Raw genomic sequence first — 26560 nt, 5'->3', positions numbered from 1 at the left:
AACCGATTGCTCTTGCGGTTGGGCTGGCCAGCGGTCCTTTGGCAAGGCGTTGATTTGCTTGTGATTGGCCTGCGGTGCTTGCTTCTTGGGGGCAATGCGGGCGGCATAATCGTTGATTGGCGTTCTGGATCACCTATGATCGACCAATCGGTCAGCCAATAGACCAGTATCTTCGGTAAGGAGTGTCTGATGCTCGCCAGCAATGCCAGCCGCGCCCCAAGAGACATCATGCGCCCGGTGCCGGACCTGCAATCGATGCATGTGGATGACTACACCGATCAGCTTCACCGGATCTGCGGGCGCTTCCGGGTCGAGGCGAAGCCGACGCAGCGGGCCGAAATCCACGGCGCGGTCAAACGGCGGACGCTGTCCCGCTTTGACGTGGCGATGGTCACGCTCGATGCAAACCGCGTGGTCCGTGACGGTGCCATGATCCGCAAGGACCCGGGCGAGCACCTGTTCCTGATCTATCAGGCCGAAGGGCAAAGCACGATCCTGCAGAATGATCGTGTGTGCCGCCTTTACCGCGGCGATTTCTTCATTGCGGATTCGTCGGTTCCTTCGGAGTTCATCTATGAGGGCCGCCATTCCACGCAGATTTCGCTGCACTTGCCACGCGACGAGATGGTGGCCCGCATCGGCAAGGATTGCGTCGGTGGCACGGAAATCGAACGGGGCGACACGCTGAGCCTTGCGATGGGCGGCGTGTTGGACCGGATGCTGGAAACCGATGCAGGCTCTGCCGCGCTGGGTGAGGCGCTGATCAACATCCTGAGTGCCTATTTTCACGCCCGCGCCCGTGGAAACGAGAGCGTTTCGGCACGCCTTTACCGTCGTGCGGTGCAGCAACTGGAAGCGCAGGCGCGCGACAGCAGCTTCGGGATCGATGCCTTGGCCACGGATTGCGGGGTGTCGCGCCGGACCTTGCAGCGGGTCTTCGCGGAGCATGGCGACAGCTTTTCCACCCGGCTTCAGGCGTTCCGTCTTGAACTTGCGCGGGCGCGGCTGATGGCGGGGGAGGAGAACATCGCCAGTTTGGCCTTTGATTGCGGTTTCAACGACCTGTCGAACTTCTACCGCCTGTTCCGCGACCGCTTCGGTGTCAGTCCAGGGAAAGTCAGGGCCAAGCCACTCGTGTCCTGAGCGGGCGGTCTGGCGACGGTGGCATCATCTGCAAATCCTGCTGGCACCAACCGCCAAGACGCCGGGCCCGATCTTCTTCAGCGTGACGCGAAATGCGTCCAAGGGGAGGAGAGACACATGCACGATTTCAACCTGACCATCGATGGCAGGGCCTATCGGACCGCCGCGCGGTTCGATGTCATCAATCCGGCCACCGGCAAACCCGCCGGAACCGCCCCGAATGCCACTGCGGCCGATCTGGACGCGGCGGTGGCTGCGGCGAAGGCCGCCTTTGCGACGTGGTCACAAACCAGTGATGCCGACCGTCAGGCCGCATGCGGCGCGGTTGCGGCAGTGCTGGGCGACCATGCCGAGGAACTTGCCGCCCTTATCACCGCCGAACAGGGCAAGCCGCTGAACGGTCTGGGTTCGCGCTGGGAGATGGGCGGGGCGCAGGCCTGGGCGGGCTTTACCGCGGGACTGTCGGTTCCGGTCAAGGTGATTCAGGATGACAATGCGGGGCGGGTGGAACTGCACCGCAAACCTCTGGGCGTGGTCGGGTCGATCACGCCGTGGAACTTTCCCGTCATGATCGCGGTCTGGCACATCCTGCCTGCGCTGCGGACCGGCAATACGGTGGTCATCAAACCTTCTCCGTTGACACCCCTCGCCACGCTGCGGGCGGTCGAGTTGATGAATACGGTCCTGCCTGCGGGTGTGGTCAATATCGTGACGGGCGACGACACGGCCGTGAATCTGGGCGCGGCCATGTCGGCCCATCCCGATATCCGCAAGATCGTGTTCACGGGATCCTGCGCGACGGGGCAGAAGGTCATGCAATCCGCCGCGGCCACGATGAAGCGGTTGACGCTGGAACTGGGTGGCAATGATGCGGGGATCGTGCTGCCGGATGCCGATCCGGCGGCCATTGCCGAAGGGCTTTTCTGGGGGGCCTTCATCAATAACGGCCAGACCTGCGCGGCGATGAAGCGTCTTTATGTCCATGACAGCATCCACGATGCGGTCTGCGATGCGCTGGTCGCCTATGCCTCGAAGATTCCGGTGGGCAACGGGACGGAGGAGGGCTCCGTGCTCGGGCCGATCCAGAACAGGATGCAGTTCGACAAGGTGGCCCGCCTTGTGGCCGATGGTGCCGCACGCGGAAAGGTGCTGCTGGGCGGTGCGCCGGGCGAGGGCCTGTTCTTCCCGCCGACCATCATTGCCGGTCTGCGGAACGGCGATCCGCTGGTGGATGAAGAGCAGTTCGGCCCCGCCCTTCCGGTGATCCGCTACACCGATCTGGACGAGGTGATCGCTGCCGCGAATGACAGTCCCAACGGGCTGGGCGGGTCGATCTGGACGAGCGATCTGGAAAAGGGCCGCAAGCTGGCACTCCGCATGGAATGCGGTTCGGTCTGGATCAACAAGCACGGCGCGATCCAGCCCAACGTTCCCTTTGGCGGGGTGAAGGCCTCGGGCCTTGGCGTGGAGTTCAGTGACGAAGGCCTTGCCGAATACACCGATCTTCAGGCCGTCTTCAGCTGACCCGCGACTGAGCCATGCAATTCAATCCCGCTTCAAGGAAACAAGACATGAAGACACCCTATAGGCTTGGGGCCCTGACCCTGGCTCTGCTCTTGCCTGCGCTTTCGGCGCAGGCCCATCCCCTCGACGGGCTTTCGGGCGAGGAATACAAGGCGATCAACAAGATCCTGCGCGATACGGGCACCGTGGGGGACGAGACGCTTTACCCGTTGATCGAGCTGCAGGAACCCCCCAAGGCCGAGGTGCTGGCCGCGACCGAAGGGGCCATGCCCGACCGCAAGGCGATGGTGCAATATACCTCGGCCGAAGGGTTCCGCGAGGCCGTGGTCAACATCACGAAGGGAACGGTGGAAAGCGACGCGGCGATCCCTGCCGATGCGGGCCAGCCGATGATCCTGTTTACCGAATTCGTGGGCGCGATCGAAGGCGTGCTTCAGCATCCCGATATGGTGGCGGCGCTGGAAAAGCGCGGGCTGACGCCGGATCAGGCCTTCTGCCTGCCGCTGACTGCGGGCAATTTCTTTACCGAGGAATACACCGACGGCGCGCGTCTGATGAAGGTGCCCTGCTATCAGGTGCCCGAAGGGTCGAATTTCTATGCCAAGCCGATCGAAGGGCTTTTCGCCGTCTATGACATTGCCAAGAAAGAGGTTCGCGGCGTTCAGGACAGCGGCGTGATCCCGATCCCGACGGATCCGTGGGGTTACACGCAGGACGAGGTCGAGGCGCGGGTGCCGCTGCGGCCGAAGACCAACCCTGCCACACTCTCGCAGCCGGGCGGCCCGAACTTCACGATCGACGGCAGCGAAGTGAACTGGGACATCTGGCGTTTCAATTTCCGCGTCGACAAGCGCCCCGGCCTCGTGCTGTCGGACATCGACGTCAAGGATGGCGAGGCGTGGCGGTCCGTCATTTACCAGATGCACCTGTCCGAGGTCTTTGTCCCCTATATGGACCCGTCCGACGCGTGGTATTGGCGCACCTACATGGACTCGGGCGAATACGGGTTCGGCCTTTTCCTCAGCCCGCTGCGGCCGGGTGTGGATTGTCCCGAACACGCGACGTTCCTGCCTGCCATGATCGCCGACGACTTCGGCAACCCGCTGGAGATTCCGGACGCCATCTGCATCTTCGAACGGTCCATCGGCGATCCGGCATGGCGTCATTTCGAAGTCTTTGCCCAGACGCCCGAAGCCCCCGTCCCGGCCGAGGGCCGGCCGGAGACCGAGTTGGTCGTGCGGACCGCATCCGAGGTGGGGAACTATGACTACCTGATCGACTACCGCTTTCACCAGCATGGCGAAATGCATCTGATGATCGGCGCGACCGGTCTGGACGCCGTGAAGGGTGCTGCCTCCACCTCGATGGATGATCCGACGGCGGCAGCGGAAACGCAGTATGGCACGCTGATCCAGCCGAACCTTGTTGCGGCAAACCATGACCATTACTTCAACTTCAAGGTGGACTTCGACATCGATCAGCCGGTCAACGATGTTTCCACCATCGACATCGTGCCTGCGACGGTGCCCGAGGGATTGCCGCGCCGGTCGATGTGGAAGGCCGAGAACCGGCCGATCGCATCCGAAAAGGACGGGTTCTACAAGCTGGACCCGAACCAGCCGCGCTATACGCTGGTGACCAACCCGACGACGAAGGGCCCGCTTGGCCATGCGCCGGGCTGGATGATCGATGATGCCGACGTGGCCTATTTTCCCTTCGATTTCGAGAATGATCCGCCCTTCATGCGGAATGGGTGGATACAGTTCTCGAATTGGGCGACCGCCTATGACCCGACGCAGCGCTATGCGGGGGGCAAGTATGCGATGCAAAGCGATGGCTCGGACACGCTGGCCCAATGGGTGAAGCAGGACCGCCCGCTGGATGATACCGATCTGGTGACCTGGGTCACCGCCGGTTTCCACCACGTGCCGCGGATGGAAGATTGGCCGGTCATGTCGACGCACTGGAAGTCGATCCATATCCAGCCGTTCAACTTCTTTTCGCACAACCCGGCGCTGACGATCCGCGACCCCCATCACGACGAGAACCACAGCCACGACTGACATCTGGCGAAGCAACAGAAAAAGGCGCGGGCGACGGGTCGCTCGCGCCGTGCCAAGAGATCGGCGGGCCCCCTTGTCCTTTCCAAGGGACGGCTTTGCGCGCGGGAGGCTTTCGTTTTGCGGGCGAATCCCCTATATGCCTGTCTTCCCAGCCGATCAGGACGACGACCATGACCGCCACCGCGCCCATCACGCAGGACGTGCTGACCATTCCGCGCAAGATGCCGGAAGGGGGCAGGACGAATATCGTCGGCCTGACGCGCGAGCAGTTGCGCGAGGCGCTGGTCGCGGCGGGGACGCCCGAGAAGCAGGCGAAGATGCGGCTGGGGCAGATCTGGCAGTGGGTCTATCACTTCGGCATCCGCGATTTCGCGGCGATGACCAATCTGGCCAAGGATTACCGCGCGCTGCTGGCCGAGCATTTCGTGATCGAGCTGCCCGAGGTCGTGTCGCGGCAGGTGTCGGCGGATGGCACGCGGAAATATCTGGTGCGGATCGCGGGCGGGCACGAGGTCGAGACGGTCTATATCCCCGAGGAGAACCGCGGGACGCTGTGCATCTCCAGTCAGGTCGGCTGCACGCTGACCTGTTCCTTCTGCCATACCGGCACGCAGAAGCTGGTCCGCAACCTGACGGCGGGCGAGATCGTGGGGCAGGTAATGCTGGCGCGCGACGATCTGGGCGAATGGCCCGTGCCGGGCGAGCCGAAGGACGAGACGCGGCTGGTGTCCAATGTCGTGCTGATGGGCATGGGCGAGCCGCTTTATAATTTCGAGAATGTGCGCGACGCGATGCGGGTCGTGATGGATGGCGAGGGGCTGAGCCTGTCGCGGCGGCGGATCACCCTGTCGACGAGCGGCATCGTGCCCGAGATCGCGCGCACGGCCGAAGAGATCGGCTGTCTGCTGGCCGTGTCCTTCCACGCCACCACGGACGAGGTGCGCGACCGGCTGGTGCCCGTCAACAAGAAGTGGAACATCGAGACGCTGCTGAACGCGTTGCGCGACTATCCGCGGCTGTCGAATTCCGAGCGGATCACGTTCGAATACGTGATGCTGAAGGGCGTGAATGACAGCGATGCGGATGCGCGGCGGCTGGTGAAGCTGATCGCGGGGATTCCGGCGAAGATCAACCTGATCCCCTTCAACGAATGGCCCGGCGCGCCCTATGAGCGGTCGGACTGGGAGCGGATCGAGGCTTTCGCCGACATCATCTACAAGGCCGGTTACGCCAGCCCCATCCGCACGCCGCGGGGCGAGGATATCATGGCGGCCTGCGGGCAGTTGAAATCGGCCACCGAGCGGGCGCGCAAGAGCCGCGCCGAGATCGCGGCGGAGGCGGGGCTCTGATCCTGCGGGACGGGCAGGATCGCCCGTCCTAGGCGGCTTCGACCACGGGTTCGGGTTCGGGGTCGGCCTTGCGGTGCCGCGCGCTCCAGCGGTCGAGGATGGCGAACATCACCGGATTGGCGAGGATCGAGATCATCGCGCCCGCGACGACGAGATCCTTCGCCTCGGTCGGCAGGATCGCCATTTTGGTGCCCATGACGACGAGGATGAAGGAGAATTCGCCGATCTGGGCAAGGCTGGTGGCGATGGTCAGGCCGGTTTCCTTGTCATGGCCGAAGGCGCGGACGATGCCGTAGGCGGCGATGGATTTGACCACGAGGATGATCAGGACCGTGCCGATCAGCGCCAGCGGTTCGGTGAGCACGATCATCGGGTTGAAGAGCATCCCCACCGAGACGAAGAAGAGCACCGCGAAGGCGTCGCGCAGCGGCATGGTTTCCCGCATCGCCTGTTGCGAGAGGGTGGAGCCTGCCATGACCATGCCCGCGAAGAAGGCCCCCAGCGCGAAGGAGACGCCGAAGATCTGCGACGAGCCGTAGGCGACGCCGAGGGCTATGGCGAGGACGGCGAGGCGGAAGAGTTCGCGGCTGCCGGTATGGGCGACGTAGTGCAGGATCCACGGGATCAGCTTGCGGCCCACGATCAGCATGAGCGCGACGAAGGCCGCGAATTTCGCCAGCGTCACGGCAAGGGTGGCGGTGACGGGGCCGAAGCCCATGCGCACCGCCTCCTGTGCCGCGCCGTCGGTGACGGGTTGCGCCGTGCCGCCGAGCAGGCCCGCAAGCGGCGGGATGAGGACGAGGGAGAGGACCATCACCACATCCTCGACGATGAGCCAGCCCACCGCGATGCGGCCTCGGTCGGAGGTGACGAGGTTGCGGTCCTGCAGCGCGCGCAGGAGCACGACGGTGGAGGCGACCGAGAGGGAGAGGCCGAAGATCAGCCCCGCGCCGATGCCCCATCCCATGAGGAGCGCAAGCGCAAGGCCCGCCGCCGTGGCGACGAGGATCTGGCCGATGGCACCCGGGATGGCGATGTTCTTTACCGACAGGAGGTCTTTGAGCGAGAAATGCAGCCCCACCCCGAACATCAGGAGGATCACCCCAAGTTCGGCCAGTTCCGTCGCCAGTTCCTGATCGGCCACGTAGCCCGGCGTGAAGGGGCCGATGATGATGCCCGCCAGAAGATAGCCCGCGATCATCGGCAGCTTCAGGCGATGCGCCACAAGGCCGAGGAGGAAGGCGAGGGAAAGGCCGATGACGATGGTGGCGATCAGGGGGGTGTCGTGGGGCATCGGCTCTCCGTCTGTTGTGATGGCATGAGGGCTCCGGCTGCGCGGATGCAGGCGGGGCCCCTTGGCGTGGTGCTTGGGATCGTTCCCAAACTATGCACCCGAAATCACGATTCAACCGAAGGATTTTTATCGGGCGGTCACGAAGGCGCGGGTTTTCTTTCAGAGTGTTACGAAACGGGCCGTCAGGGGCGGTTTTGCCTTTGGCATCGGCGGGGTTGACCCGTTCCGGCGGGGTGGTAGGCCTTGGGCATGAGCCTTCCGGTGATCCCCAACGCGGCCGCGCGGCGGCATTTCCTGCACCGTCACGCGCTGGCCGAGGGGCCGACGGGGGCCTGTTCCGGCGCGGCGCTGGCGGGGTTGGTGGACCGGATCGGGTTCGTGCAGGTGGACAGCATCAACACGGTTGCCCGCGCGCATGACATGATCCTGTGGTCGCGGCGCGGGGGCTATCGTCCGGCGGCGCTGAAACGCGCGCTGGAGGGGGAGCGCGCGCTGTGGGAGCATTGGACGCATGACGCGTCGATCCTGCCGGTGGGGCTGTGGCCGATGTGGCGGGCGCGGTTCGCGGCGGACGAGGCGCGGTTGCACGGGAATTGGCGGCGCTGGTTCCGCGACGGGTATGAGGCGCAATTCGGTACGATTCTGGACCGGATCGCACGGGATGGGCCTGTTTCGTCGTCCGATGTGGGCGAGGGAGAGGTGCGGGGGCGGGGGGGCTGGTGGGACTGGCATCCGTCCAAGGTGGCGCTGGAATGGCTGTGGCGGACGGGGCGGATCGCGGTGACGCGGCGGGACGGGTTCCGCAAGGTCTATGACCTGACGGAGCGGGTGATCCCTGCGGCGGTGCGGGCGGTGGAGGTGCCGGAGGGTGCGGTGGTGGACTGGGCCTGTTCGTCCGCGCTGGAGCGGTTGGGGTTCGGGACGGCGCGCGAGGTGGCGGCCTATTGGAACGCGGTTTCCGGCGAGGTGGCGCGGGAGTGGCTGGACGCGGCGCTGCGGGCGGGGCGGGTGGAGGAGGCGGTGGTCCTTGGCGCGGATGGCGCGGGGCGGCGGGTGTTCTGCGTGGCGGGTCTGGCGGGGGCGGATGTGCCGGAGGTGACGGGGCGGCTGCGGGTGCTGTCGCCCTTTGACCCCGCGCTGCGCGACCGCGCGCGGGCGGAGTTCCTGTTCGGCTTCCGCTACCGGATCGAGGTTTTCGTGCCCGAGCCGAAGCGGGTGTTCGGGTATTATGTGTTTCCGCTGCTGGAGGGGGACCGGCTGGTCGGGCGGATCGATGTGAAGCGGGCGGGTGCGGTGCTGGCGGTGCGGGCGGTCTGGCCGGAGGCGGGGGTGGTGTTCGGCAATGGCCGCGTGGCGAAGCTGGAGGCAGAGCTGGCGCGGCTGGCGGGGTTCGTGGGGTGCGAGCGGGTGGACTGGGCGGAGGGGTGGGTCAGGGACTATCCGGCAGGCTGGGGAAGCTGAGCAGGATGTCGGTCAGGGTTATACGGTCGATCACTTCGCTCTCGCGGCGCAGTTCCCTCGCGCCAAGCCTTGCGTAGAAGTCCTGCGCGCGGGTGTTGCCCGACAGAACCCATGCGGTGAAGGGGGCGTGGCCCCGCACGGCGGACAGAAGGGCGCGGCCGTGGTGCTGGCCGTGGTGCTGGCGCAGGACGTAGAGGGCGAGGAGTTCGTCGGGGTAGTCGTCTGCAAGGGACGGATCGCGCTGTCGGCCCATCGCGGCGAAGCCGATATCGGGGATGACCGCGATGCGGGAGTGTCCGGAGGCGATGGCAGCCTGCCACAGGCTGCGGCGCGACGTGGTGTCGTGACGGTCGATCTCGGCGCGGGGGAGGAGGCCGGGATAGGTTTCGTGCCACGATGTGACGTGGATTGCGGCAATCATTGCTGCATCTTCGGGGTAGGCAAGCCGAACCAAGTTACCCATGACAAACACCTGATTTTGGTCTGATGCGATACCGTTACGCCCGCGCGAGGCTAGCAGGCGTTTGGTGGAGCGGTCGAGGCGCCACCGAAGAGTGGTGATGGCCTTGACCGATACTTCTGCGGAAAAGGCGCGAGGAGGGGCGAAAGGTGCCAGTGGCACGTTTCGCCTCTCCGCCGGTAGGTCCGCGCGCGTCACGCCGGGGCGGGCGCCCATGGCGCACGTCCCGGTGGGGGTGAGGCGGGAAAAGAAATCGTCCGGTGGACGATTTCCCCGCCGAACGCGCGGCCCGTGGCCGCGCCGGGAGGACGTGCGCGGACCGTGGCTTTGGGCCACGGTCCGGAACCTGTCGTTGCGCCTTTGCGCCTCACCTGAGCCGCTTCAATATCTCCAGCGACGGATAGCCGTCCGGCACCATGCCGATGCTGCGCTGGAAGGCGCGGACGGCGGCCAGTGTCTTGGGGCCGATCTTGCCATCCGCCCCGCCGGTGTCGAAGCCTGCGGCGGTCAGGCGCTGTTGCAGTTCGAGGTTCTCGGCAGCGGTCAGCGCGCGGTCGTCGCGGGGCCATGCGGCGCGGATGGGGTCGCCGCCGGCCAGCCGGTCCGACAGGTGGCCGATGGCGATGACATAGGCGTCGGCGGCGTTGTAGCGTTCGATGGCGCGGAAATTGGCATAGATCAGGAAGGCCGCCCCCCGCGCGCCCGCGGGCATCAGCAACGCGGCGGGGCCGTGGTCGGGCAGGGGCTGCCCGTCGGCGCGGCGCACCCCCATCGCGGCCCAGTCGGCGGAGGACAGGCGGTTCCCCTTGCCTTCCAGCCCGTAGTCGAAGCCCGGGGGCAGGGCCACTTCCATCCCCCATGGCACCCCCGGCTGCCAGCCGGATTTCGCCAGATAGGCGGCGGTGGAGGCCAGCGCGTCGGTCGGATCGTCGGACCAGATGTCGCGCCGCCCGTCGCCGTCGAAATCCACGGCAAAGGCGTGGAAGCTGGAAGGGATGAATTGCGTGTGCCCCATCGCCCCGGCCCAGCTTCCGGTGAAGTTTCCCGGCCGCGCGTCGCCCCTTTGCAAAATCTTCAGCGCGTCGATCAGTTGCGCCTCGAAGAACCGCCCGCGGCGGCCGTCATAGGCCAGCGTCGCCAGCGCCTCGATCACCGGAATGTCGCCGCGGTTGTCGCCATAGCTGGATTCCAGCCCCCAGACGGCGGTGATGACCTCTTTCGGGACGCCATAGGTGGCCTCGAGCCGCGCCAGCAGGCGGCGGTGCTGGCGCAGGGCCTTCTTGCCGTTCTCGATCCGTTTGTCGGACACGGCGCGGTCGAGATATTCCCAGATCGTCTTGGTGAATTCGGCCTGGTTGCGGTCCTTCTCGATCACGTCGGCATTGTAACGCACGCCGCGGAAGGCGCGGTCGAAGGTGTCGGGCGAGATGCCTGCGGCCAGTGCGCGGGGGCGGAAGCCTTCGATCCATTGCCGGAGCCCCGCCTGCGAGCCGATCTCTGTCACGATGCCGCCTCCGCGCGCGAGTTGTTCCGGTGCGCCAAGGTGCGGCAAGGCCGAGGGGCCTGCAAGGGCCGGGAGGGGAAGGAGCGAAAGGGAAAGGAGGGCTGCGCGCATGAAATGACCTGCCTGTAAACGGGACTGCTTTTCTTGTGGTTGTGGGGAAAGATAATGCAGCACGGCCCGCGCGCAAAGGCGCGGGGCAGGGGGGCGGGCGGAGTTCTGCCGGATCAGCGGCGCTTGCGGATGACCTTGCGTTTCAGTTTGGCATCGCGGGCGGCGGTGGCACCGGGTTTGCGGGGGGCGAAGCGGCCCTTCTTGCCCGCGCGCGGGCTGCGCGGCAGGGCGGCCCCGTCGAGGGACAGAAGTTCGAGGGTGAGGCCACCGGTGACGGGGATCGCCTCGGCCAGCCGGACGGTGACGCGCTGCCCGATGCCCAGCGTCAGGCCGGTATCGGCCCCCATGAGGGTCTGCGTCGCCTCGTCATAGTGGAAGAATTCGCGCCCCACCTCGCGGATCGGGATCAGCCCGTCGGCACCGGTTTCGTCGAGTTTGACGAAAAGGCCGAAGCGCTGCACGCCCGAGATGCGGCCGGTGAATTCGCTGCCCACGCGGTCGGACAGGTAGGCGGCGAGGTAGCGGTCGTTGGTGTCGCGTTCCGCCGTCATCGACCGGCGCTCGGCGTCGGAGATGAGCTTGGCGGTTTCGTCCAGCGCCTCGATGTCCTGCGCCGACAGCCCGTCCTTGCCCCAGCCATGCCCTGCGATCAGGGCGCGGTGGACGATCAGGTCGGCATAGCGGCGGATGGGCGAGGTGAAATGCGCGTAGGAGCGCAGCGACAGGCCGAAATGGCCGAAATTCTGCGGGTGGTAATAGGCCTGCGTCATCGACCGGAGCGTGGTGATGTTCATCAGCTCGTCGAATTCCGTCCCCTGCGCCTGTGCCAGAAGGCGGTTGAGGTGGGCGGTCTTCAGCACCTGCCCCTTGGCCAGCGTGAAGCCCGATGCCTCGGCCACCTCGCGCAGGGCGTCGAGTTTTTCGGGGCTGGGTTCTTCGTGGACGCGGAAGAGGAGGGGGCGTTTGAGGCGGGTGAGTTCCTCGGCCGCGGCGACGTTGGCGAGGATCATGAATTCCTCGATCAGGCGGTGCGCGTCGAACCGTTCGCGGAAGGCGACCGAGACGACCTTGCCTTCGTCGGACAGGATGATCTTGCGTTCGGGCAGGTCGAGATCGAGCGGCTGGCGCAGGTGGCGGGCCTTGGTGGCGGCCTGATAGGCGGCGTAGAGCGGCGCGATGATGCGGGGGATCAGCGGCGCGGTGCGGGGCGAGGGGTGGCCGTCATGGGCCTGCTGCACTTCCTCGTAAGTCAGCGAGGCGGCGGAGCGCATCATGCCGCGGAGGAAGCGGTGGGAGATCTTGTTCCCTTCGGCATCCAGTTTCAGGCGGACGGCAAGGCAGGGGCGGTCTACGCCTTCGTGCAGCGAGCAGAGGTCGCCCGAGAGGACATCGGGCAGCATGGGGACCACGCGGTCGGGGAAATAGGTCGAGTTGCCGCGTTTGCGCGCCTCGCGGTCCAGCGCAGAGCCGGGGCGGACGTAATGGGCGACGTCGGCGATGGCGACCCAGACGATATGGCCGCCGGGGTTGTGGCTGTCGGTATCGGGTTCGGCAAAGACCGCGTCGTCATGGTCGCGGGCATCAGAGGGGTCGATGGTGACGAGGGGGAGGTCGCGGAGGTCTTCGCGGGCGTCCATCGGGGCGGGCTTTGCCGCCTCGGCCTCGGCCAGGACGGGGTCGGGGAAGCGGTCGGGGATGCCGTGCTGGTGGATCGCGATGAGCGAGACGGCCTTGGGCCCCATCGGATCGCCAAGGCGGGCCACGATGCGGGCGCGGGGCAGGCCCATGCGTTTGGGTCCGTGCTGTTCGGCCTCCACCAGCTCGCCGTCGCGGGCATCGAGCGTGTCGTCGCGGCCGACGATCCAGTCTTTGTCGGCGCCCTTGTCGATGGGGACGATGCGCCCGCCTTCGGCAGAGGTGCGGAAGATGCCGAGGATCTTGATCGGGTTCGATCCAAGGCGGCGGATCAGGCGGGCTTCGTACTGGTAATCGTCGAGATCGACCTTTGACAGGCGGGCAAGGACCCGGTCACCGGGACCGAGGGCGGGGTCGCCCTTTTTCGGGAGGAAGAGGATGCGGGGGGCGTCTTCCGCCGCGCCCTGCCATTCCATCGGACGCAGGAAGATGTCGCCTTGCCCGTCGGGCGGCAGCGCGGTGAGCAGGGTGACGGGGGGCAGCGTGTCGGGGTCGCGATAGGTGCGGGCCTTTTTCGTGACCGCGCCTTCGTCTTCCAGCTCGCGCAGGAGGCGTTTGAGGTCGATGCGCGCGGCGCCCTTGATGCCGAAGGCCTTGGCGATGTCGCGCTTGGCCGAGAGGCCGGGATTGTCGGCGATCCATTGAAGGATCTGGGCTTTGGTGGGGATCTCCTGCATGTCCCTCGCCTATCACGGGTTGCGGGGAAAGGCCATTGCTTCGGGCGGCGTTTCCGGCCCGACCCCCGGGGGCTGTCTGCCCCCGGACCCCCGAGGATATTTGCGGAACGGATGAAGGGCTGTTCCTGCCCTTTGGGCCTGCGGGCGCCTGCGTCCTGTCAGAGCGTCAGGGTCATGTCGCGGTGGGGGATGCCCGCGTCCATGTATTCGGGGCCGGTGGGGGTGAAGCCCAGCCGTTTGTAGAAGCCGATGGCGTGGGTCTGGCTGCCGAGCTTGGCGGTGGTCATGCCGCGGGCGCGCAGTTCGGTGATCGCGGCGCGGATGAGGGCCGCGCCGAGGCCGGTGCCGCGGTGGGGGGTGAGGACGCAGACGCGGCCGATCTTGCCTGTGGTGCCAGAGAGGAGCAGGCGGGCAGAGCCGACCGGCGCGCCGTCCACGGTGGCGAGGAGGTGGATGGCGTCACCGTCCCTGTCGTCGATCTCGTCCGCTTCGGGGACGCCCTGTTCTTCGATGAAGACCACGCGGCGGAGGTGGCGGCAGGTGGCGATGTCGCGGGTGGGTGCGATGGTGATGGTCATGGTCAGGGTGCCGCGAAATAGTCGCGCAGGATGCGGGTGTAGATGGATTTGAGCTGGTGGATCTGGGCGATTTCGACCCGTTCGTCGACCTGGTGCATGGTGCGGCCGACGAGGCCGAATTCCACCACGGGGCAGTGGTTTTTCACGAAGCGGGCGTCGGAGGTGCCGCCTGTGGTGGAAAGTTCGGGGGTGATGCCGGTTTCGGCCTGCACGGCGCGGGAGATGAGGGCGGAGAGGTCGCCGGGGGGGGTGAGGAAGCTTTCGCCGCTGATCTGGATGCGGGTGGCGATGGTGACGCCGGTTTCCTGTTCCACCTTGGCGGCTTCGGATTTCAGCCATGCGGCGATGGCCTCGCCGGTATGGGCGTCGTTGAAGCGGATGTTGACGGTGGCGCTGCCCTTGGCGGGGATCACGTTGTTGGCGGGGTTGCCGCAGTCGATCGTGGTGATCTGCAGGGTGGAGGGATCGAAATGCGCGGTGCCGTCGTCCAGTTGGTCGGGCAGGCGGGAGAGGAGTGTGGTCAGCGCGCGCATCGGGTTCTTTGCGCGGTGGGGATAGGCGGAGTGGCCCTGCACCCCCGTCGCGGTGAACCATGCGGTGAGCGAGCCGCGGCGGCCGATCTTCATCATCTGGCCCATATGGTCGGGGCAGGTGGGTTCGCCGACGAGGCAGTGGGTCATGCCTTCGCCGTTCTGCGCCATCCAGTCGAGGAGCGCCACGGTGCCATCCTGCGCGTCGCCTTCCTCGTCCCCTGTGATGGCGAGGATCACGGCGCCGTCGGGGGGTGTTTCCTGCACGAAGTCGATGGCGGCGGCGGCGAAGGCGGCGACGCCGGATTTCATGTCTGTGGCACCCCGGCCATACATCCAGCCGTCGATGATCGCCGCGCCGAAGGGGTCTTGTGTCCATGCGGCGAGGTCGCCCACGGGCACCACATCGGTATGGCCGTTGAAGCCGAAGCTGCGGTTCGCGCCGCGCGTGCCCCAGCGGGCGAAGAGGTTGGGGGTGCCGTTGCGGTCGACCCGCGTGCAGGTGAAGCCCGCCTGCGAGAGCAGCCCCTCGAGCAGCGTCAGCGCGCCGCCTTCGGCGGGGGTCACGGTGGGGCAGCGGATGAGGGCGGCGGTCAGGGCGGCGGGATCGGTGGGCATGGGGCATCCTGTCAGGGCTTGGGCGATGGATAGCCTGCGGGCGGGGGGGGCCGCAACCGGCGTGGCGGAATTGCTGCGGCGGGGCGGTGGCGGATCGCGGGGCGGTTGAAAGCGCGCGGGGGGCGCGGCATCATGGCGGGTATGGATTTGTTCGCGCCCGTCTGACGTGACCCGCTGGATCGCCCTGTCGGATCAGCCGCCCCCGCCCGGTTCGCCGGAAGAGGGGGTGATCGCCCATGGTCTGCTGGTTTTCGAGATCGACCTGCCGCTGGCGGGGGCGGGTGTCCTGCTGGACATGCGGGACGAGGGCGGCGCGGTGGCGCTGTCGCTGTTCCACGATCTGGGGGCGGGGATCGCGCTGATGCACCGGCGGGGCGGGCGGCTGGTCCGGCATCTGCTGCCCGGGCCGCTGTGGCAGAAGACGGGCGTGGCGCGGCTGACCTTTGGCTGGGACCTGACGGCGCGGCGCTGGACGCTGGTGCTGGAGCAGGGGGGGCAGAGGCTGGCCGCGGGGGGCGAGGGGCCCTTGCCGATCGACCTGCGCGAGTTGCATCTGCTGTGCGCGGGGGGCGCGGGGGTGCGGCGGCATCCGGCGGTGCTGTGGTTCGGGGCGGCGCCGGGGGCGGCGCTGCCGGGGCCTACGGGCTGGATCGGGGTGGCGACGCCGGTGGAGACGCCGCGGGGCGTGGTGGCGGCGGGGTCGCTGAAGCCCGGGGACCGCGTGATGACGCGGGATCAGGGGGCGGTGCCGCTGGTCGGGGTCACGCGGCTGGCCGTGCCGGGGCGGGGCAGTCTGGCGCCTGTGCGGCTGCGCGCGCCCTTTTACGGGCGGCGGGCGGATATCCTTGTGTCGCCGGACCAGCCGGTCTGGATCGGCGGGGCGCAGGCGGAATACCTGTTCGGGGACGAGGAGGTGCTGGTTCCGGCGCGGCATCTGGTGGACGGGCAGATGGCGCTGGCCGATCCGCGCCGCGCGGTGGCGGTGGGGGTGGTGCTGGACCTTGGCCTGCCCGAGCTGGTGGAGGCGGATGGCTGTCTGTTCGGCACGGCGGGGCCCGCGGGCGCGGGCGGCGCGCGGCGGGTGCTGGAGCCGTTCGAGGTGCTGCCGCTGCGGCAGGCGCTGGCGATGGCGCAGCGGCGGGCGGTGTAAGGGTCAGTCGAAGAAGGGCGTCATCTGGGCGACGACCACGGAATTTTCATCCAGCGCGCGCTGCATGAGGGTGCGTTCCTCGGCGTCGATCTCGTCCCCGGCCTTGAGCCGGTCGTCGAGCGTGCCGTAGCCTGACACGTCGAGGGGGGCGAGGTCGGCCTGTTTCAGGATGGCGACGGTTTCGCGGACGGCCTCTTCCTCGTCCACGCCGGAGGCGTAGATCATCAGCGCGGCGCCGGTCGACTTGTCGGGCAGGCCGTCGCCGGGTTTGCGGCCGACTTCGACCACCAGCGTATAGACCTGCTGGGGGCGCTTTTCGCGCTTGGGCTTGTCGCTGTCCTCGGTCATGGGGCCCCCCTTTGGCCACGGATCACCCCGCCCTGTTAGCACCCGTCGGGGCGGAGCGCAAAGCGGGCTGGGCGGGATATTTTGTTAACGAAGATTAAGATGTGACGATGTGCGGTCGTTTCCCCACGGGCGAAGGGGCGGGGTGAGCGCGTGTCGGACGGAGAAATGCGGATCGATTCCGCCAGTGCACTGCAGATGGCGCAGACCATCTTCGGCGCGGGCGTGACCATCGTATCGGCCAGCTATACGGGCCAGTCCAATCAGGTTGGCATCTATTCGGGGGCCGACACGACCAGTCCGGGCGTCGCGCCGTCGGATAGCGGGCTGATCCTGTCGACGGGCAAGGTGGCCGATTTCACCCAAGGGGCGGGGGACGCGAACCTTTATCCCAACACCTCGACCGACTATGGCACGGCGGGCGATGCGATGCTGTCGCAGGTGTCGGGTCAGACGACATTCGACGCGGCGGTCTTTTCGGCCACCTTCGTGCCGACGGGGGATGTGCTGACGATGCAGATCGTCTGGTCTTCCGAGGAATATCTGGAATTCGTCCATCAGGGGTTCAACGACGCCTTCGCCATCTGGGTGAACGGGGTGCCTGCCGCGCTGACCGTGGGGACGGGCGACATCACGATCGACAACATCAACACGGTGTCGAACGAGAACCTCTATGTCGACAACCCGCATACGTCCAACACCTATAACACCGAGATGGACGGGTTCACCGTCGCGCTGACGTTGAAGGTGCCGGTCAACCGCGGGGTGCAGAACACGTTCCGCATGGCGATCGGGGATGCGGGGGACGGGATCTATGACTCCACCGTGCTGATCGCGGCGGATTCGGTGCAGGTGGCGCTGATTGCGGCGGATGATGCGGCGACGATCCGCAAGGGCACCGCGCTGGCGGTGGATGTGCTGAAAAACGACCGGTCGAGCTTTACCGGGGCGCTGACGGTCACCAAGATCAACGGGGTGGAGGTCCGCGCGGGCGACAGCGTGACGCTGAATTCCGGCGATGTGGTGACGCTGGGCGCGGACGGGAAGCTGCATGTGCAGTCGGTGACCCATGCCGATACGCATGTGCTGACCTATGAGGTGACGGACAGCGCGGGCAATACGGATGTGGCCTTTGTCTCGCTGACCATGGTGGCCTGTTTCACGGAGGGGACGCTGATCGACGTGCCGGAGGGGCGGGTGCCGGTCGAGGCGCTGCGGGCGGGTGATCCGGTCGAGACGCGGGATCACGGGGTGCAGGTGCTGCGCTGGGTCGGGCGGACAGTGCGGGCGGCTGTGGGGGCGGATGCGCCGGTGGAGATTGCGGCGGGCACCTTCGGCGCGCACGGGACGCTGCGGCTGTCGCCCTGTCACCGCGTGCTGGTGACGGGGGCGCGGGCGGAGCTGCTGTTCGGCGAGGCGGAGGTGCTGGTGAAGGCCAAGCATCTGGTGGACGGGCGTGCGGTGCGGGTGGTGGAGGGGGGCGAGGTGGCCTATCTGCACCTGTTGTTCGACCGGCACGAGGTGGTGATGGCGAACGGGTTGCCCTGCGAGAGCTATTTTCCGGCGGCCTCTACGCTGGGCGGGTTCGATGCCGAGGTGCGCGACGAGGTGTTGCGGCTGTTTCCGGCGCTGCGGCAGGGTGCGGTCGGTTACGGGCAGTTGGCGCGGATGGAGGTGAAGGGGCGCGAGGCGGCGGTGCTGGTGGGGTGAGGGGGGCGGGACGGCCGCCGCCCGTGGCTTGGGGCCACGGGCGATGACCAGGCGTTGCGCCTGTGGGTGGAAGCCCGGCATGGCGGGGTGAACCCCGCCCTACGCAGCGTTGGTGCGAGCGGGCGGGTCGTGCGCGGCCCGTGCCTGTAGCACGGGCCGGAACCTGCTGTTGCGCCTTGGCGGGTCAGGGCGGGGTTTCCCCCGCCGACACGGATCAATCCCGCAGAAGCTCGTTGATCGAGGTCTTGGCGCGGGTCTGCGCGTCGACCTTCTTCACGATCACGGCGCAGTAGAGGTTGATGCCGCCCTTGGAGGGCATGGAGCCTGCCACGACGACCGAACCGGCGGGAACCTCGCCATACATGACCTCGCCCGTTTCGCGGTCGACGATCTTGGTCGATTTGCCGATGAACACGCCCATGCCGAGGACCGAGCCTTCGCGCACGATGCAGCCTTCGACGACTTCGGAGCGCGCGCCGATGAAGCAGTTGTCCTCGATGATGGTGGGCCCTGCCTGCATCGGTTCCAGCACGCCGCCGATGCCGACGCCGCCCGAGAGGTGGACGTTCTTGCCGATCTGCGCGCAGGAGCCGACGGTTGCCCAGCCGTCCACCATGGAGCCTTCATCGACATAGGCGCCGATGTTGACGAAGGAGGGCATCAGCACCACGCCCTTGGCGATATAGGCGGAGCGGCGGACGATGGAGCCGGGGACGGCGCGGAAGGCGGCCTTGCGCCAGTCATCCGCCGTCCAGCCCTGCCATTTGGAGGGCACCTTGTCCCACCAGTTCGCGCCGCCGTTGGAGCCGGAGATTTCATACATGTCGGTCAGGCGGAAGGACAGCAGCACCGCCTTCTTGGCCCATTGGTTGACGTGCCACTGCCCGTCGGCCTGACGTTCGGCCACGCGGAGCTTGCCGCTGTCGAGTGCGTTGAGGGTGGATTCGATCGCGTCGCGGGCTTCGCCCCTGGTCGCGGGGGTGATGGTGTCGCGGGCGTCCCACGCGGTTTCGATGGCGGCTTCGAGCGCGGCGTAGGACATGGCAATTCCCCCCTTTTGATTGGTCCGGTCCGGTGCGACCCTATAGAGAGGGCGAAAGGCCCGTGCAACAAGAGGAACGGCATGAACCCCAAGGACGACGGACGCGCGCATCCTTTCCGCGACAGCACGCAGGACGCGGCGGCGGCAGAGCGGTTGCCCGACACCGCGCAGACGCGGGCGCCGGCCTATCGGCTGGCCTTCACCGACACGGATTTCCTGATGCGCGAGGAGCTCAGGCCGGTGCGGTTGCAGCTGGAACTGCTGAAGCCGCAGATGGTGCTGGACGAGCGGGGCATCCGGTCCACCGTCGTGGTGATGGGATCGGCGCGGGTGCGGCCCGACGGGGCGGGGCCTGCGGGGGCGCTGGCGGGGTGGTATGAGGAGGCGCGCAAGCTCGCGCATCTGATCACGGTCGAAAGCCTGAAGAGCTACGGGCGCGAGCTGGTGGTGGTCACGGGGGGCGGACCCGGCATCATGGAGGCGGGCAACCGTGGCGCGGCCGAGGCGGGGGGGCAGTCCATCGGGTTGAACATCGTGCTGCCGCACGAGCAGGCGCCGAACGGCTATGTCACGCCGGATCTGTGTTTCAACTTCCACTATTTCGCGATCCGCAAGATGCATTTCCTGATGCGGGCGCGGGCGGTCTGCATCTTCCCCGGCGGGTTCGGCACATTGGACGAGATGTTCGAGGCGCTGACGCTGATCCAGACGGGGCGGATGAAGCCGGTGCCGTTTTTGCTGTTCGGGCGGGCGTTCTGGGAAGGGGTGGTGAACTGGCAGGCGCTGGCGGATCAGGGGCTGATCAACGCGGGCGATCTTGAGCTGTTCCGCTTCGTCGAGACGGCGGAAGAGGCGGTGGAGGCGATATTGGGCGAGGAGACACCCGCCTGAGGGGACTCGTCTTGTCAGTGAATGTTCTTATAATGTTCTTTTGGGAACATCTGCGAATCCCCTTGGCCCATGGCTTTCGTCGAATTGTCGGCCCTTTCGAATTTCACTTTCCTTCACGGGGCGTCGCATCCCGAGGAGGTGATGGCGCGTGCCGCCGAGATGGGGATGGCGGGCGTGGCGGTGGCGGATGTGAATTCCGTGGCGGGGATCGTGCGCGCCCATGCCAAGGCGCGGGAACTGGCGCGGCTGGCGGGCGAGGAGGGGCGGGACTGGCCGGGGACGCGGCTGATCCCTGCCGCGCGGATCGTGCTGCGCTGTGGGTTCACGGTGACCTGCCTGCCGGAGGATCGGGCGGGGTGGGGGCGGTTGTGCCGTCTGATCTCTCTCGGCCGGTTGCGGGCGGTGAAGGGGGAGTGTGAGCTTGGCCCCGATGATCTGATCGCGTGGGGGGCGGGGATGGTGCTGCTGGTCCATCCGCCCGCGCGGGGGCAGATGGAGGCGTGGCGGGCGGTCGTGGCGCGGCTGGTGGGCGCGTTCGGCGGGGCGTGTTTCCTGCTGATGGCGCCGCGCTATGACGGGCAGGACCGCGCGCGGTTCGCGCGGCTGGCGCGGTTGGCGGAGGGGGTGGGGATGTTGCCTGTCGCGTCTGCGCTGCCCCTGATGCATCACGGGTCGCGGCGGCGGATGGCGGATGTGCTGACGGCGATCCGGCTGGGGGTGCGGGTGGATGCGCTGGGCCGCCGCGCGCTGCCCCATGCCGAGCAGCGGTTAAGGTCGGAGGCCGAGATGCTGCGGCTGTTTTCCGGCCATGATGAGGCGGTGCATCGGGCGGGGGAGGTGGCGTCGCGCCTAAGGTTCTCGCTGGACGAGTTGCGCTATGAGTATCCGTCGGAGGTGACGGGGGGCGAGACGGCGGCGGAGCGGCTGGCGCGGCTGGCCTGGGCGGGGCTGGACTGGCGATATCCCGATGGCGCGCCGGAGCGGGTGCGGGCGCAGATGGAGCATGAGCTGCGCCTGATCGGGAAGCTGCGGTATGAGCCCTATTTCCTGACGGTGCATGACATCGTGGATTTCGCGAGGGCGCGGGGGATCCTGTGTCAGGGGCGGGGGTCTGCGGCGAATTCGGTGGTGTGCTATGCGCTGGGCGTGACGTCGGTTTCCCCCGAGATCGGGACGATGGTGTTCGAGCGGTTTGTCAGCGAGGCGCGCAACGAACCCCCCGATATCGACGTGGATTTCGAACATGAGCGGCGCGAGGAGGTGATCCAGCACATCTATGCGCGCTATGGGCGGCATCGCGCGGGGCTGTGCGCGACGGTGATCCATTATCGCGGCAAGCGGGCGGTGCGCGAGGTAGGCCGCGCGATGGGGCTGAGCGAGGATACGCTGGCCGCCATGTCGAGCCAGATCTGGGGCTGGGGCGGACCCGGGCAGATTACGGAGGTGCGGTTGAGGGAGATCGGGTTGGACCCGAGTGACCGTCGGCTGGCGCTGACGCTGCAGCTGATCGACGAGATACAGGGGTTTCCGCGCCATCTGAGCCAGCATGTCGGCGGGTTCATCATCACCGAGGGGCGGCTGGATGAACTGGTGCCTATCGAGAATGCGACGATGGAGGATCGGACCGTCATCTGCTGGGACAAGGATGACATTGATACCTTGGGCATCCTGAAGGTCGACGTGCTGGCCTTGGGGATGCTGACCTGCATCCGCAAGGCGTTCGACCTGATGGAGCGGCATCATCAGGTGCGCCATTCGCTGGCGAGCCTGCCCGCCGAAGACCCCGCGACCTATGACATGCTGTGCCGCGCGGACAGTCTGGGCGTGTTTCAGGTGGAAAGCCGCGCGCAGATGAATTTCCTGCCGCGGATGCGGCCGCGGACCTTTTACGATCTGGTCATTCAGGTGGCGATCATCCGGCCCGGGCCGATACAGGGGGATATGGTGCATCCCTTTTTGCGGCGGCGGAACGGGCAGGAGGTGGTGCGTTTTCCGTCCGACGAATTGGGGCGGGTCTTGGGCAAGACGCTGGGCGTGCCGCTGTTTCAGGAACAGGCGATGCAGATCGCCATCATCGGGGCGGGATTCACGCCGACCGAGGCCGACCGTCTGCGCCGGTCGCTGGCGACGTTCAAGAAGCACGGGAGTGTCAGCGAGTTCCGCGAGCGGTTCATGGCGGGGATGGCGGCGAATGGATACGAGGAGGACTTCGCCGCGCGCTGTTTCGCGCAGATCGAGGGGTTCGGGAGTTACGGATTCCCCGAAAGCCATGCGGCGTCTTTCGCGCTGCTGGTCTATGCCAGCGCGTGGTTGAAGCGGCACCATCCGGGGATATTTGCCTGCGCGCTGCTGAACAGCCAGCCGATGGGGTTCTATGCGCCCGCGCAGATCGTGCGGGATGCGCGGGAACATGGGGTGGTGGTGCGCCCGCCCTGCATCAATGCAAGCCATTGGGACAATGTGATGGAACCCGACGGGCGGGGCGGGTTGGCGCTGCGGCTTGGGTTCCGGCAGGTGAAGGGGATGCCGGAGGAAGAGGCGCAATGGATCGTCGCGGCGCGGGGCAACGGCTATGCGGCGGTGGAGGATGTGTGGCGCCGTGCGGGGCTGGGGGCGCGGATGCTGGCGCGGCTGGCCGAGGCGGATTGTTTCGCGGCCTTGGGCGTGACGCGGCGCGAGGCGTTGTGGGCGGCGAAGGCCTTGGTGGAGGGCAGCCCCCTGCCCCTGTTCGCAGGCGACATGGATGGCGAGGGCATCGTGGAGCCTGCCGTCAGCTTGCGCGAGATGACGGTGGGTGAGCAGGTGGTGGAGGATTATGTGTCGCTGCGCCTGACGCTGAGGGCGCATCCGATGGCGCTGCTTCGGCCATGGCTGACGCCGGAAGCGGCTTGAAGGGTCCGCGGGCGCGGGGCAGGCTGGCGGGGCATGGACAGGAGGGGCGCATGACACCGGAGCGGCTGGCGATCGAGATGGGGCTGGATATCCCCGACTTTGACGCGATGGGGTATTACGGGGCGGATTACGGGACGATGAAGCCCTATCACCGTGTGGGCAGCCTTCTGTTCCTGTCGGGCCATGTGGCGCAGGTGGGCACGGAGATCACGCATAAGGGGCGGCTGGGGGCGGATGTCACGACCGCAGAGGGCTATCAGGCGGCGCGGCGGACGGGGTTGAACGTGCTGGGCGGCATCCGGCAGGCGGTGGGGTCGCTGGACCGCGTGAAAAGCATCGTGCGGACGCTGAACTTCGTGGTCTGCACGCCGGACTACGAGGATGTGCACAAGGTTTCCAGCGGGCTGTCGGACCTGTTCGTGGAGGTCTTCGGGCGCGAGCGGGGGCTTGGCGGGCGGGCCACCATCGGGGTGATGGCGCTGGCGGGGGGTGTGTGCTTCGAGACCTGGGCGACGGTCGAGGTGGAGGATTAGTCGAAGGCGAGCTGGTCCATCTTCTGCGCCAGTTTCACGTCGAGATCGGTCAGGCCGTGGGTGTCATGCGTGGTCAGCGTGACGGTGACGGTCTTGTAGACATTGGACCAGTCGGGGTGGTGGTTCCACTTCTCGGCCCAGAGGGCGGCGCGGGTCATGAAACCGAAGGCTTCGACGAAATTGGCGAAGGTGAACACCTTGGCGATGCAGCGCCCGCCTTCGATCACCATCCAGCCGGTGGCGAGCAGGGGGGCGAGGTCGGCTTCGGTGACGGGCTGGTAGGCTGGGCGGTCGGGCATCCTTGCGATCCTCTGCGGGGCAAGATTTTTCTTGCGAAAAATCTTGGGGGCGAAATTTCTGCGAAATTTCAGGGCCTTGTCGGTGGTCGGAGCACGAATGTTCGCAAGAACATTCGTGGCAGGATTCTTCGCCAGAAAAATCCTGTTTGGCGGGGCGGTCAAGCGGGGGATCAGTCCTCGGCGGTGACGCGCCGGAAGGGGCCATAGGCGGTGAGCACCTCGATCTCTTCGTCCACGGCGCGGCGTTCGGCCTGCAGGTAGCGGGCGACGGCATCGCGCAGGCCGGGGTCGGTGATGTAGTGCAGCGAGTGGACGGGGGTGGGCAGGTAGCCGCGGGCAAGCTTGTGTTCGCCCTGTGCGCCCGCCTCGACCCGCGGCAGGCGGTGGGCGATGGCCCAGTCGATGGCCTGATAGTAGCAGAGTTCGAAATGCAGGCAGGGGTGGTCCTCGGTGCAGCCCCAGTAGCGGCCGAACAGCGTGTCGCGCCCGATGAAGTTGAGCGCGCCTGCGACAGGGGTGCCGTCGGGGCGTTCGGCAAGGACGAGGAGCATGTCGCGGCGCATCGTGGCGTGGGCTTCGGTGAAGAAGCGGCGGGTGAGGTAGGGGGTGCCCCATTTGCGCGCGCCGGTGTCCTGATAGAAGGTCCAGAAGGCATCCCAGTGGCGGGGTTCGATGGCGTCGCCCGTCAGGTGACGGATCGTCAGGCCTGCGGCGCGGGCGGTTTCGCGTTCCTTGCGGATCATCTTGCGCTTGCGCGAGGAGAGGTCGGACAGGAAATCGCCGAAGGTCGCGTAGCCGCGGTTTTCCCAGTGGAATTGCTGGGTGACGCGGTGCAGCAGGCCGTGGCGGGCGGAGAGCGTCTCGGCCTCGTCCCCCGTGCAGAAGGTGATGTGGAGCGAGGAGAGTTGGTTGCCGTGGGCCAGACCGATGGCGGATTCGATCAGGGCGTCGCGGGCATGGGGGGCGTCGGGGGCGGCGAGGAGGCGGCGGCCCGTGGCGGGGGTGAAGGGGACGGCGATCTGGAGCTTGGGGTAGTAGCGCCCGCCCGCGCGTTCATAGGCCTGCGCCCAGCCGTGGTCGAAGATGTATTCGCCTTGGCTGTGGGTCTTCACGTAGAGGGGCGCGACGGCGAGGGGGCGGTGGTCGTCGCGGATCATCAGCGGGCGGGCCTGCCAGCCGGTGCCCGTGCCGGTGGAGCGCGAGGTTTCGAGGGCCGCGAGAAAGCGGTGGGTGGTGAAGGGGTCGACGGGGCGGCTGCCATCGGCGGATTCGGGGCAGGCCAGCGCGTCCCAGTCGGCGGCGGGGATGGCGGCGAGGTTTTCGAGGAGGTCGGTTTTCATGGCCCTGCCGGTCACGGGGTGGGAAGGCGGGGGGCCGTCTGCCCCCCGTGCCCCCCGAGGATATTTGGAGACGGAAAATCTGGGGGGGATGGTGGGGCGGCGGAGACCCGCGTCAAGCGGGCAGGGCGGCGGGGTAGTGTTCGAAGGTGACGTTCTGCGCGATGCGGCGGGCGGCTGCCTCGGCCTGCGGCGATTTGATGGTCCAGCAGAGGATGGCGGCGCCAAGGGCGGCGAGTTCGGCCACGCGGGGGCGGGACAGGTCGGTGTGTTCGTGGCTGATGAAGCTGGAGGCGGTGCGGTCGTAATCGGGGATGGGGCGCAGGCGGTCGCAGGTTTCGGGGGCGAGGGGGGCCCAGTCTTCGGGATCGTAGGCCGAGGTGGTCAGGCCGCGCGGGATGGCGGGGGCGAGGGTGGCCATGCGGGCGATCATGTGGGGGTTGAAGGACATCAGCGCCACGGGGCCGTCATAGCCCGCGAGGGCGGCGGCTGTGGCCTGTTCCAGCCGCCCGTCGGTTTCGGCCATGCGGAGGGTCTGGTCCTTGAGCTCGATCAGGAGCGGCGCGCGGCCTGCGACGAGGGCGAGGATTTCCGACAGCGTGGGGATTGTCTCGTCGCCGCCTTTCAGCGGGATTTCGGCCAGTTCGGCGGCGGTGAGGTCGCAGAGCCAGCCCTCGCGCGGGGTGAGGCGTTCCAGCGTTTCGTCGTGGAAGACCATCGGCACGCCGTCGCGAGAGAGTTGCAGGTCGATCTCGATCGCGTAGCCCGCGTCGATGGCCGCGCGGATGGCCGCGCGGCTGTTTTCGGGGCGTCCCCGTGCCACGTCGTGCAGCGCGCGATGGGCGATCGGGGCCGTGAGGAAGGCTGCGGGCAGGGGGACGCGCATCGGGGTCAGCGGATTTCGAAGATGCCTTCGATCTCCACCGCGACGCCCAGAGGCAGCGAGGCGGCGGAGACGGCCGAGCGCGCGTGGCGGCCCGCATCCCCCAGCGCTGCGACGAGGAAGTCGGAGGCGCCGTTGATGACCTTGGGCTGGTCGATGAATTCGGGGGTGGAGTTGACGAAGCCCGTCAGCTTCACCACGCGGACGAGGCGCGAGAGGTCGCCGCCGCAGGCCTTTTTCACCTGTGCGAGGAGCGAGACGGCGCAGCATTTCGCGGCCTCGGCCCCCTGTTCGATGGAGAGGTCGTCGCCCAGACGCCCCTTGATGAGGCCGCCCGCGTTCTGGCTGATCTGGCCCGAGACATGGACGATGTCGCCCACGGTGACGAAGGGGACGTAGTTCGCGGCCGGAGCGGGGGCGTCGGGCAAGGTGACGCCGAGTTCGGCGAGGCGGGCTTCGATCTGGGACATG

General features: G+C 67.2%; 22 protein-coding genes. 10 read left to right on the top strand and 12 right to left on the bottom strand.

All coding sequences use genetic code 11. The features are described 5' to 3' along the window. Positions 1-189: 189 nt before the first annotated feature. From GU927_RS07115 to rlmN, 4 genes are all read left to right on the top strand, one after another. Positions 190-1143 carry a helix-turn-helix domain-containing protein gene (locus GU927_RS07115; RefSeq protein WP_161761658.1) on the top strand — a complete coding sequence of 318 codons (954 nt, stop codon included), beginning with the start codon at positions 190-192 and terminating at the stop codon, positions 1141-1143. Positions 1144-1260: 117 nt separating this feature from the next. Then, positions 1261-2667, top strand: a complete 1407-nt coding sequence (locus GU927_RS07110; RefSeq protein WP_161761657.1) for an aldehyde dehydrogenase family protein — start codon at positions 1261-1263, stop codon at positions 2665-2667. A gap of 47 nt (positions 2668-2714) precedes the next feature. After that, positions 2715-4730 carry a copper amine oxidase gene (locus GU927_RS07105; protein WP_161761656.1) on the top strand — a complete coding sequence of 672 codons (2016 nt, stop codon included), beginning with the start codon at positions 2715-2717 and terminating at the stop codon, positions 4728-4730. Positions 4731-4900: 170 nt separating this feature from the next. Further along, on the top strand, positions 4901-6079 hold the full coding sequence (gene rlmN, locus GU927_RS07100; protein WP_161761655.1) for a 23S rRNA (adenine(2503)-C(2))-methyltransferase RlmN: 1179 nt from the start codon (positions 4901-4903) through the stop codon (positions 6077-6079). A 28-nt stretch (positions 6080-6107) separates the two neighbouring features. On the opposite strand, the gene GU927_RS07095 is transcribed toward rlmN, so the two are convergent. After that, positions 6108-7373 (bottom strand): cation:proton antiporter domain-containing protein, encoded by a 1266-nt coding sequence (locus GU927_RS07095; protein ID WP_161761654.1) that lies wholly within the window; start codon positions 7371-7373, stop codon positions 6108-6110. A gap of 249 nt (positions 7374-7622) precedes the next feature. On the opposite strand from GU927_RS07095, the gene GU927_RS07090 reads away from it, so the two are divergent. Then, a complete protein-coding gene (locus GU927_RS07090) occupies positions 7623-8834 on the top strand; it encodes a winged helix-turn-helix domain-containing protein (protein ID WP_161761653.1) in 1212 nt (403 codons plus the stop codon). On the opposite strand, the gene GU927_RS07085 is transcribed toward GU927_RS07090, so the two are convergent. From GU927_RS07085 to dapE, 5 genes are all read right to left on the bottom strand, one after another. Further along, on the bottom strand, positions 8803-9297 hold the full coding sequence (locus GU927_RS07085) for a GNAT family N-acetyltransferase (RefSeq protein WP_161761652.1): 495 nt from the start codon (positions 9295-9297) through the stop codon (positions 8803-8805). The two genes, GU927_RS07090 and GU927_RS07085, sit on opposite strands and share 32 nt — an antisense overlap. Positions 9298-9661: 364 nt before the next feature. Continuing rightward, positions 9662-10909, bottom strand: coding sequence for a lytic murein transglycosylase (locus tag GU927_RS07080; RefSeq protein WP_161761651.1), 1248 nt, complete (start codon positions 10907-10909; stop codon positions 9662-9664). Between the two features lie 113 nt (positions 10910-11022). Beyond that, on the bottom strand, positions 11023-13281 hold the full coding sequence (gene rnr / locus GU927_RS07075; protein WP_161761650.1) for a ribonuclease R: 2259 nt from the start codon (positions 13279-13281) through the stop codon (positions 11023-11025). 158 nt (positions 13282-13439) lie between these two features. Continuing rightward, complete coding sequence (locus GU927_RS07070; protein ID WP_161761649.1) at positions 13440-13859, bottom strand: GNAT family N-acetyltransferase; 420 nt, start codon at positions 13857-13859, stop codon at positions 13440-13442. A 2-nt stretch (positions 13860-13861) separates the two neighbouring features. Beyond that, a complete protein-coding gene (gene dapE, locus GU927_RS07065) occupies positions 13862-15007 on the bottom strand; it encodes a succinyl-diaminopimelate desuccinylase (protein WP_161761648.1) in 1146 nt (381 codons plus the stop codon). 166 nt (positions 15008-15173) lie between these two features. Between dapE and GU927_RS07060 the strand changes: the two genes are divergently transcribed. Further along, positions 15174-16157, top strand: a complete 984-nt coding sequence (locus GU927_RS07060) for a Hint domain-containing protein (RefSeq protein WP_161761647.1) — start codon at positions 15174-15176, stop codon at positions 16155-16157. Positions 16158-16160: 3 nt separating this feature from the next. Here GU927_RS07060 and GU927_RS07055 read toward each other — a convergent pair whose 3' ends face one another. After that, positions 16161-16505 (bottom strand): hypothetical protein, encoded by a 345-nt coding sequence (locus GU927_RS07055; RefSeq protein ID WP_161761646.1) that lies wholly within the window; start codon positions 16503-16505, stop codon positions 16161-16163. A gap of 165 nt (positions 16506-16670) precedes the next feature. Here GU927_RS07055 and GU927_RS07050 point away from each other — a divergent pair, with 165 nt between their 5' ends. Then, complete coding sequence (locus tag GU927_RS07050) at positions 16671-18212, top strand: choice-of-anchor L domain-containing protein (RefSeq protein ID WP_161761645.1); 1542 nt, start codon at positions 16671-16673, stop codon at positions 18210-18212. 214 nt (positions 18213-18426) lie between these two features. Here the strand turns inward: GU927_RS07050 and dapD are convergent, their stop codons facing one another. Then, entirely contained in the window at positions 18427-19254 is an 828-nt protein-coding gene (gene dapD, locus GU927_RS07045) for a 2,3,4,5-tetrahydropyridine-2,6-dicarboxylate N-succinyltransferase (RefSeq protein WP_161761644.1), read from the bottom strand. An 81-nt stretch (positions 19255-19335) separates the two neighbouring features. Between dapD and GU927_RS07040 the strand changes: the two genes are divergently transcribed. From GU927_RS07040 to GU927_RS07030, 3 genes are all read left to right on the top strand, one after another. After that, on the top strand, positions 19336-20145 hold the full coding sequence (locus tag GU927_RS07040) for an LOG family protein (RefSeq protein ID WP_161761643.1): 810 nt from the start codon (positions 19336-19338) through the stop codon (positions 20143-20145). Between the two features lie 69 nt (positions 20146-20214). Further along, a complete protein-coding gene (locus tag GU927_RS07035; protein ID WP_161761642.1) occupies positions 20215-23037 on the top strand; it encodes an error-prone DNA polymerase in 2823 nt (940 codons plus the stop codon). 50 nt (positions 23038-23087) lie between these two features. Then, positions 23088-23570, top strand: a complete 483-nt coding sequence (locus tag GU927_RS07030) for a RidA family protein (protein ID WP_161761641.1) — start codon at positions 23088-23090, stop codon at positions 23568-23570. Here the strand turns inward: GU927_RS07030 and GU927_RS07025 are convergent. The 4 genes from GU927_RS07025 to GU927_RS07010 form a co-directional block, all read right to left on the bottom strand. Then, positions 23567-23869, bottom strand: a complete 303-nt coding sequence (locus GU927_RS07025) for a 4a-hydroxytetrahydrobiopterin dehydratase (RefSeq protein ID WP_161761640.1) — start codon at positions 23867-23869, stop codon at positions 23567-23569. The genes GU927_RS07030 and GU927_RS07025 overlap by 4 nt on opposite strands. Positions 23870-24039: 170 nt before the next feature. Then, positions 24040-25209, bottom strand: coding sequence for a GNAT family N-acetyltransferase (locus GU927_RS07020; protein ID WP_161761639.1), 1170 nt, complete (start codon positions 25207-25209; stop codon positions 24040-24042). Between the two features lie 112 nt (positions 25210-25321). Further along, positions 25322-26092: a glycerophosphodiester phosphodiesterase family protein gene (locus GU927_RS07015; protein WP_161761638.1), complete on the bottom strand. Its 771-nt coding sequence runs from the start codon at positions 26090-26092 to the stop codon at positions 25322-25324. Between the two features lie 5 nt (positions 26093-26097). After that, positions 26098-26559, bottom strand: a complete 462-nt coding sequence (locus GU927_RS07010) for a RidA family protein (RefSeq protein WP_161761637.1) — start codon at positions 26557-26559, stop codon at positions 26098-26100. Position 26560: the final 1 nt, after the last annotated feature.

This window comes from Paragemmobacter amnigenus (assembly GCF_009908265.2).
Lineage (GTDB): Bacteria > Pseudomonadota > Alphaproteobacteria > Rhodobacterales > Rhodobacteraceae > Paragemmobacter > Paragemmobacter amnigenus.
The sequence above is the reverse complement of the archived record's forward strand: the minus strand, read 5'-3'. Positions and strand labels throughout refer to the sequence as shown.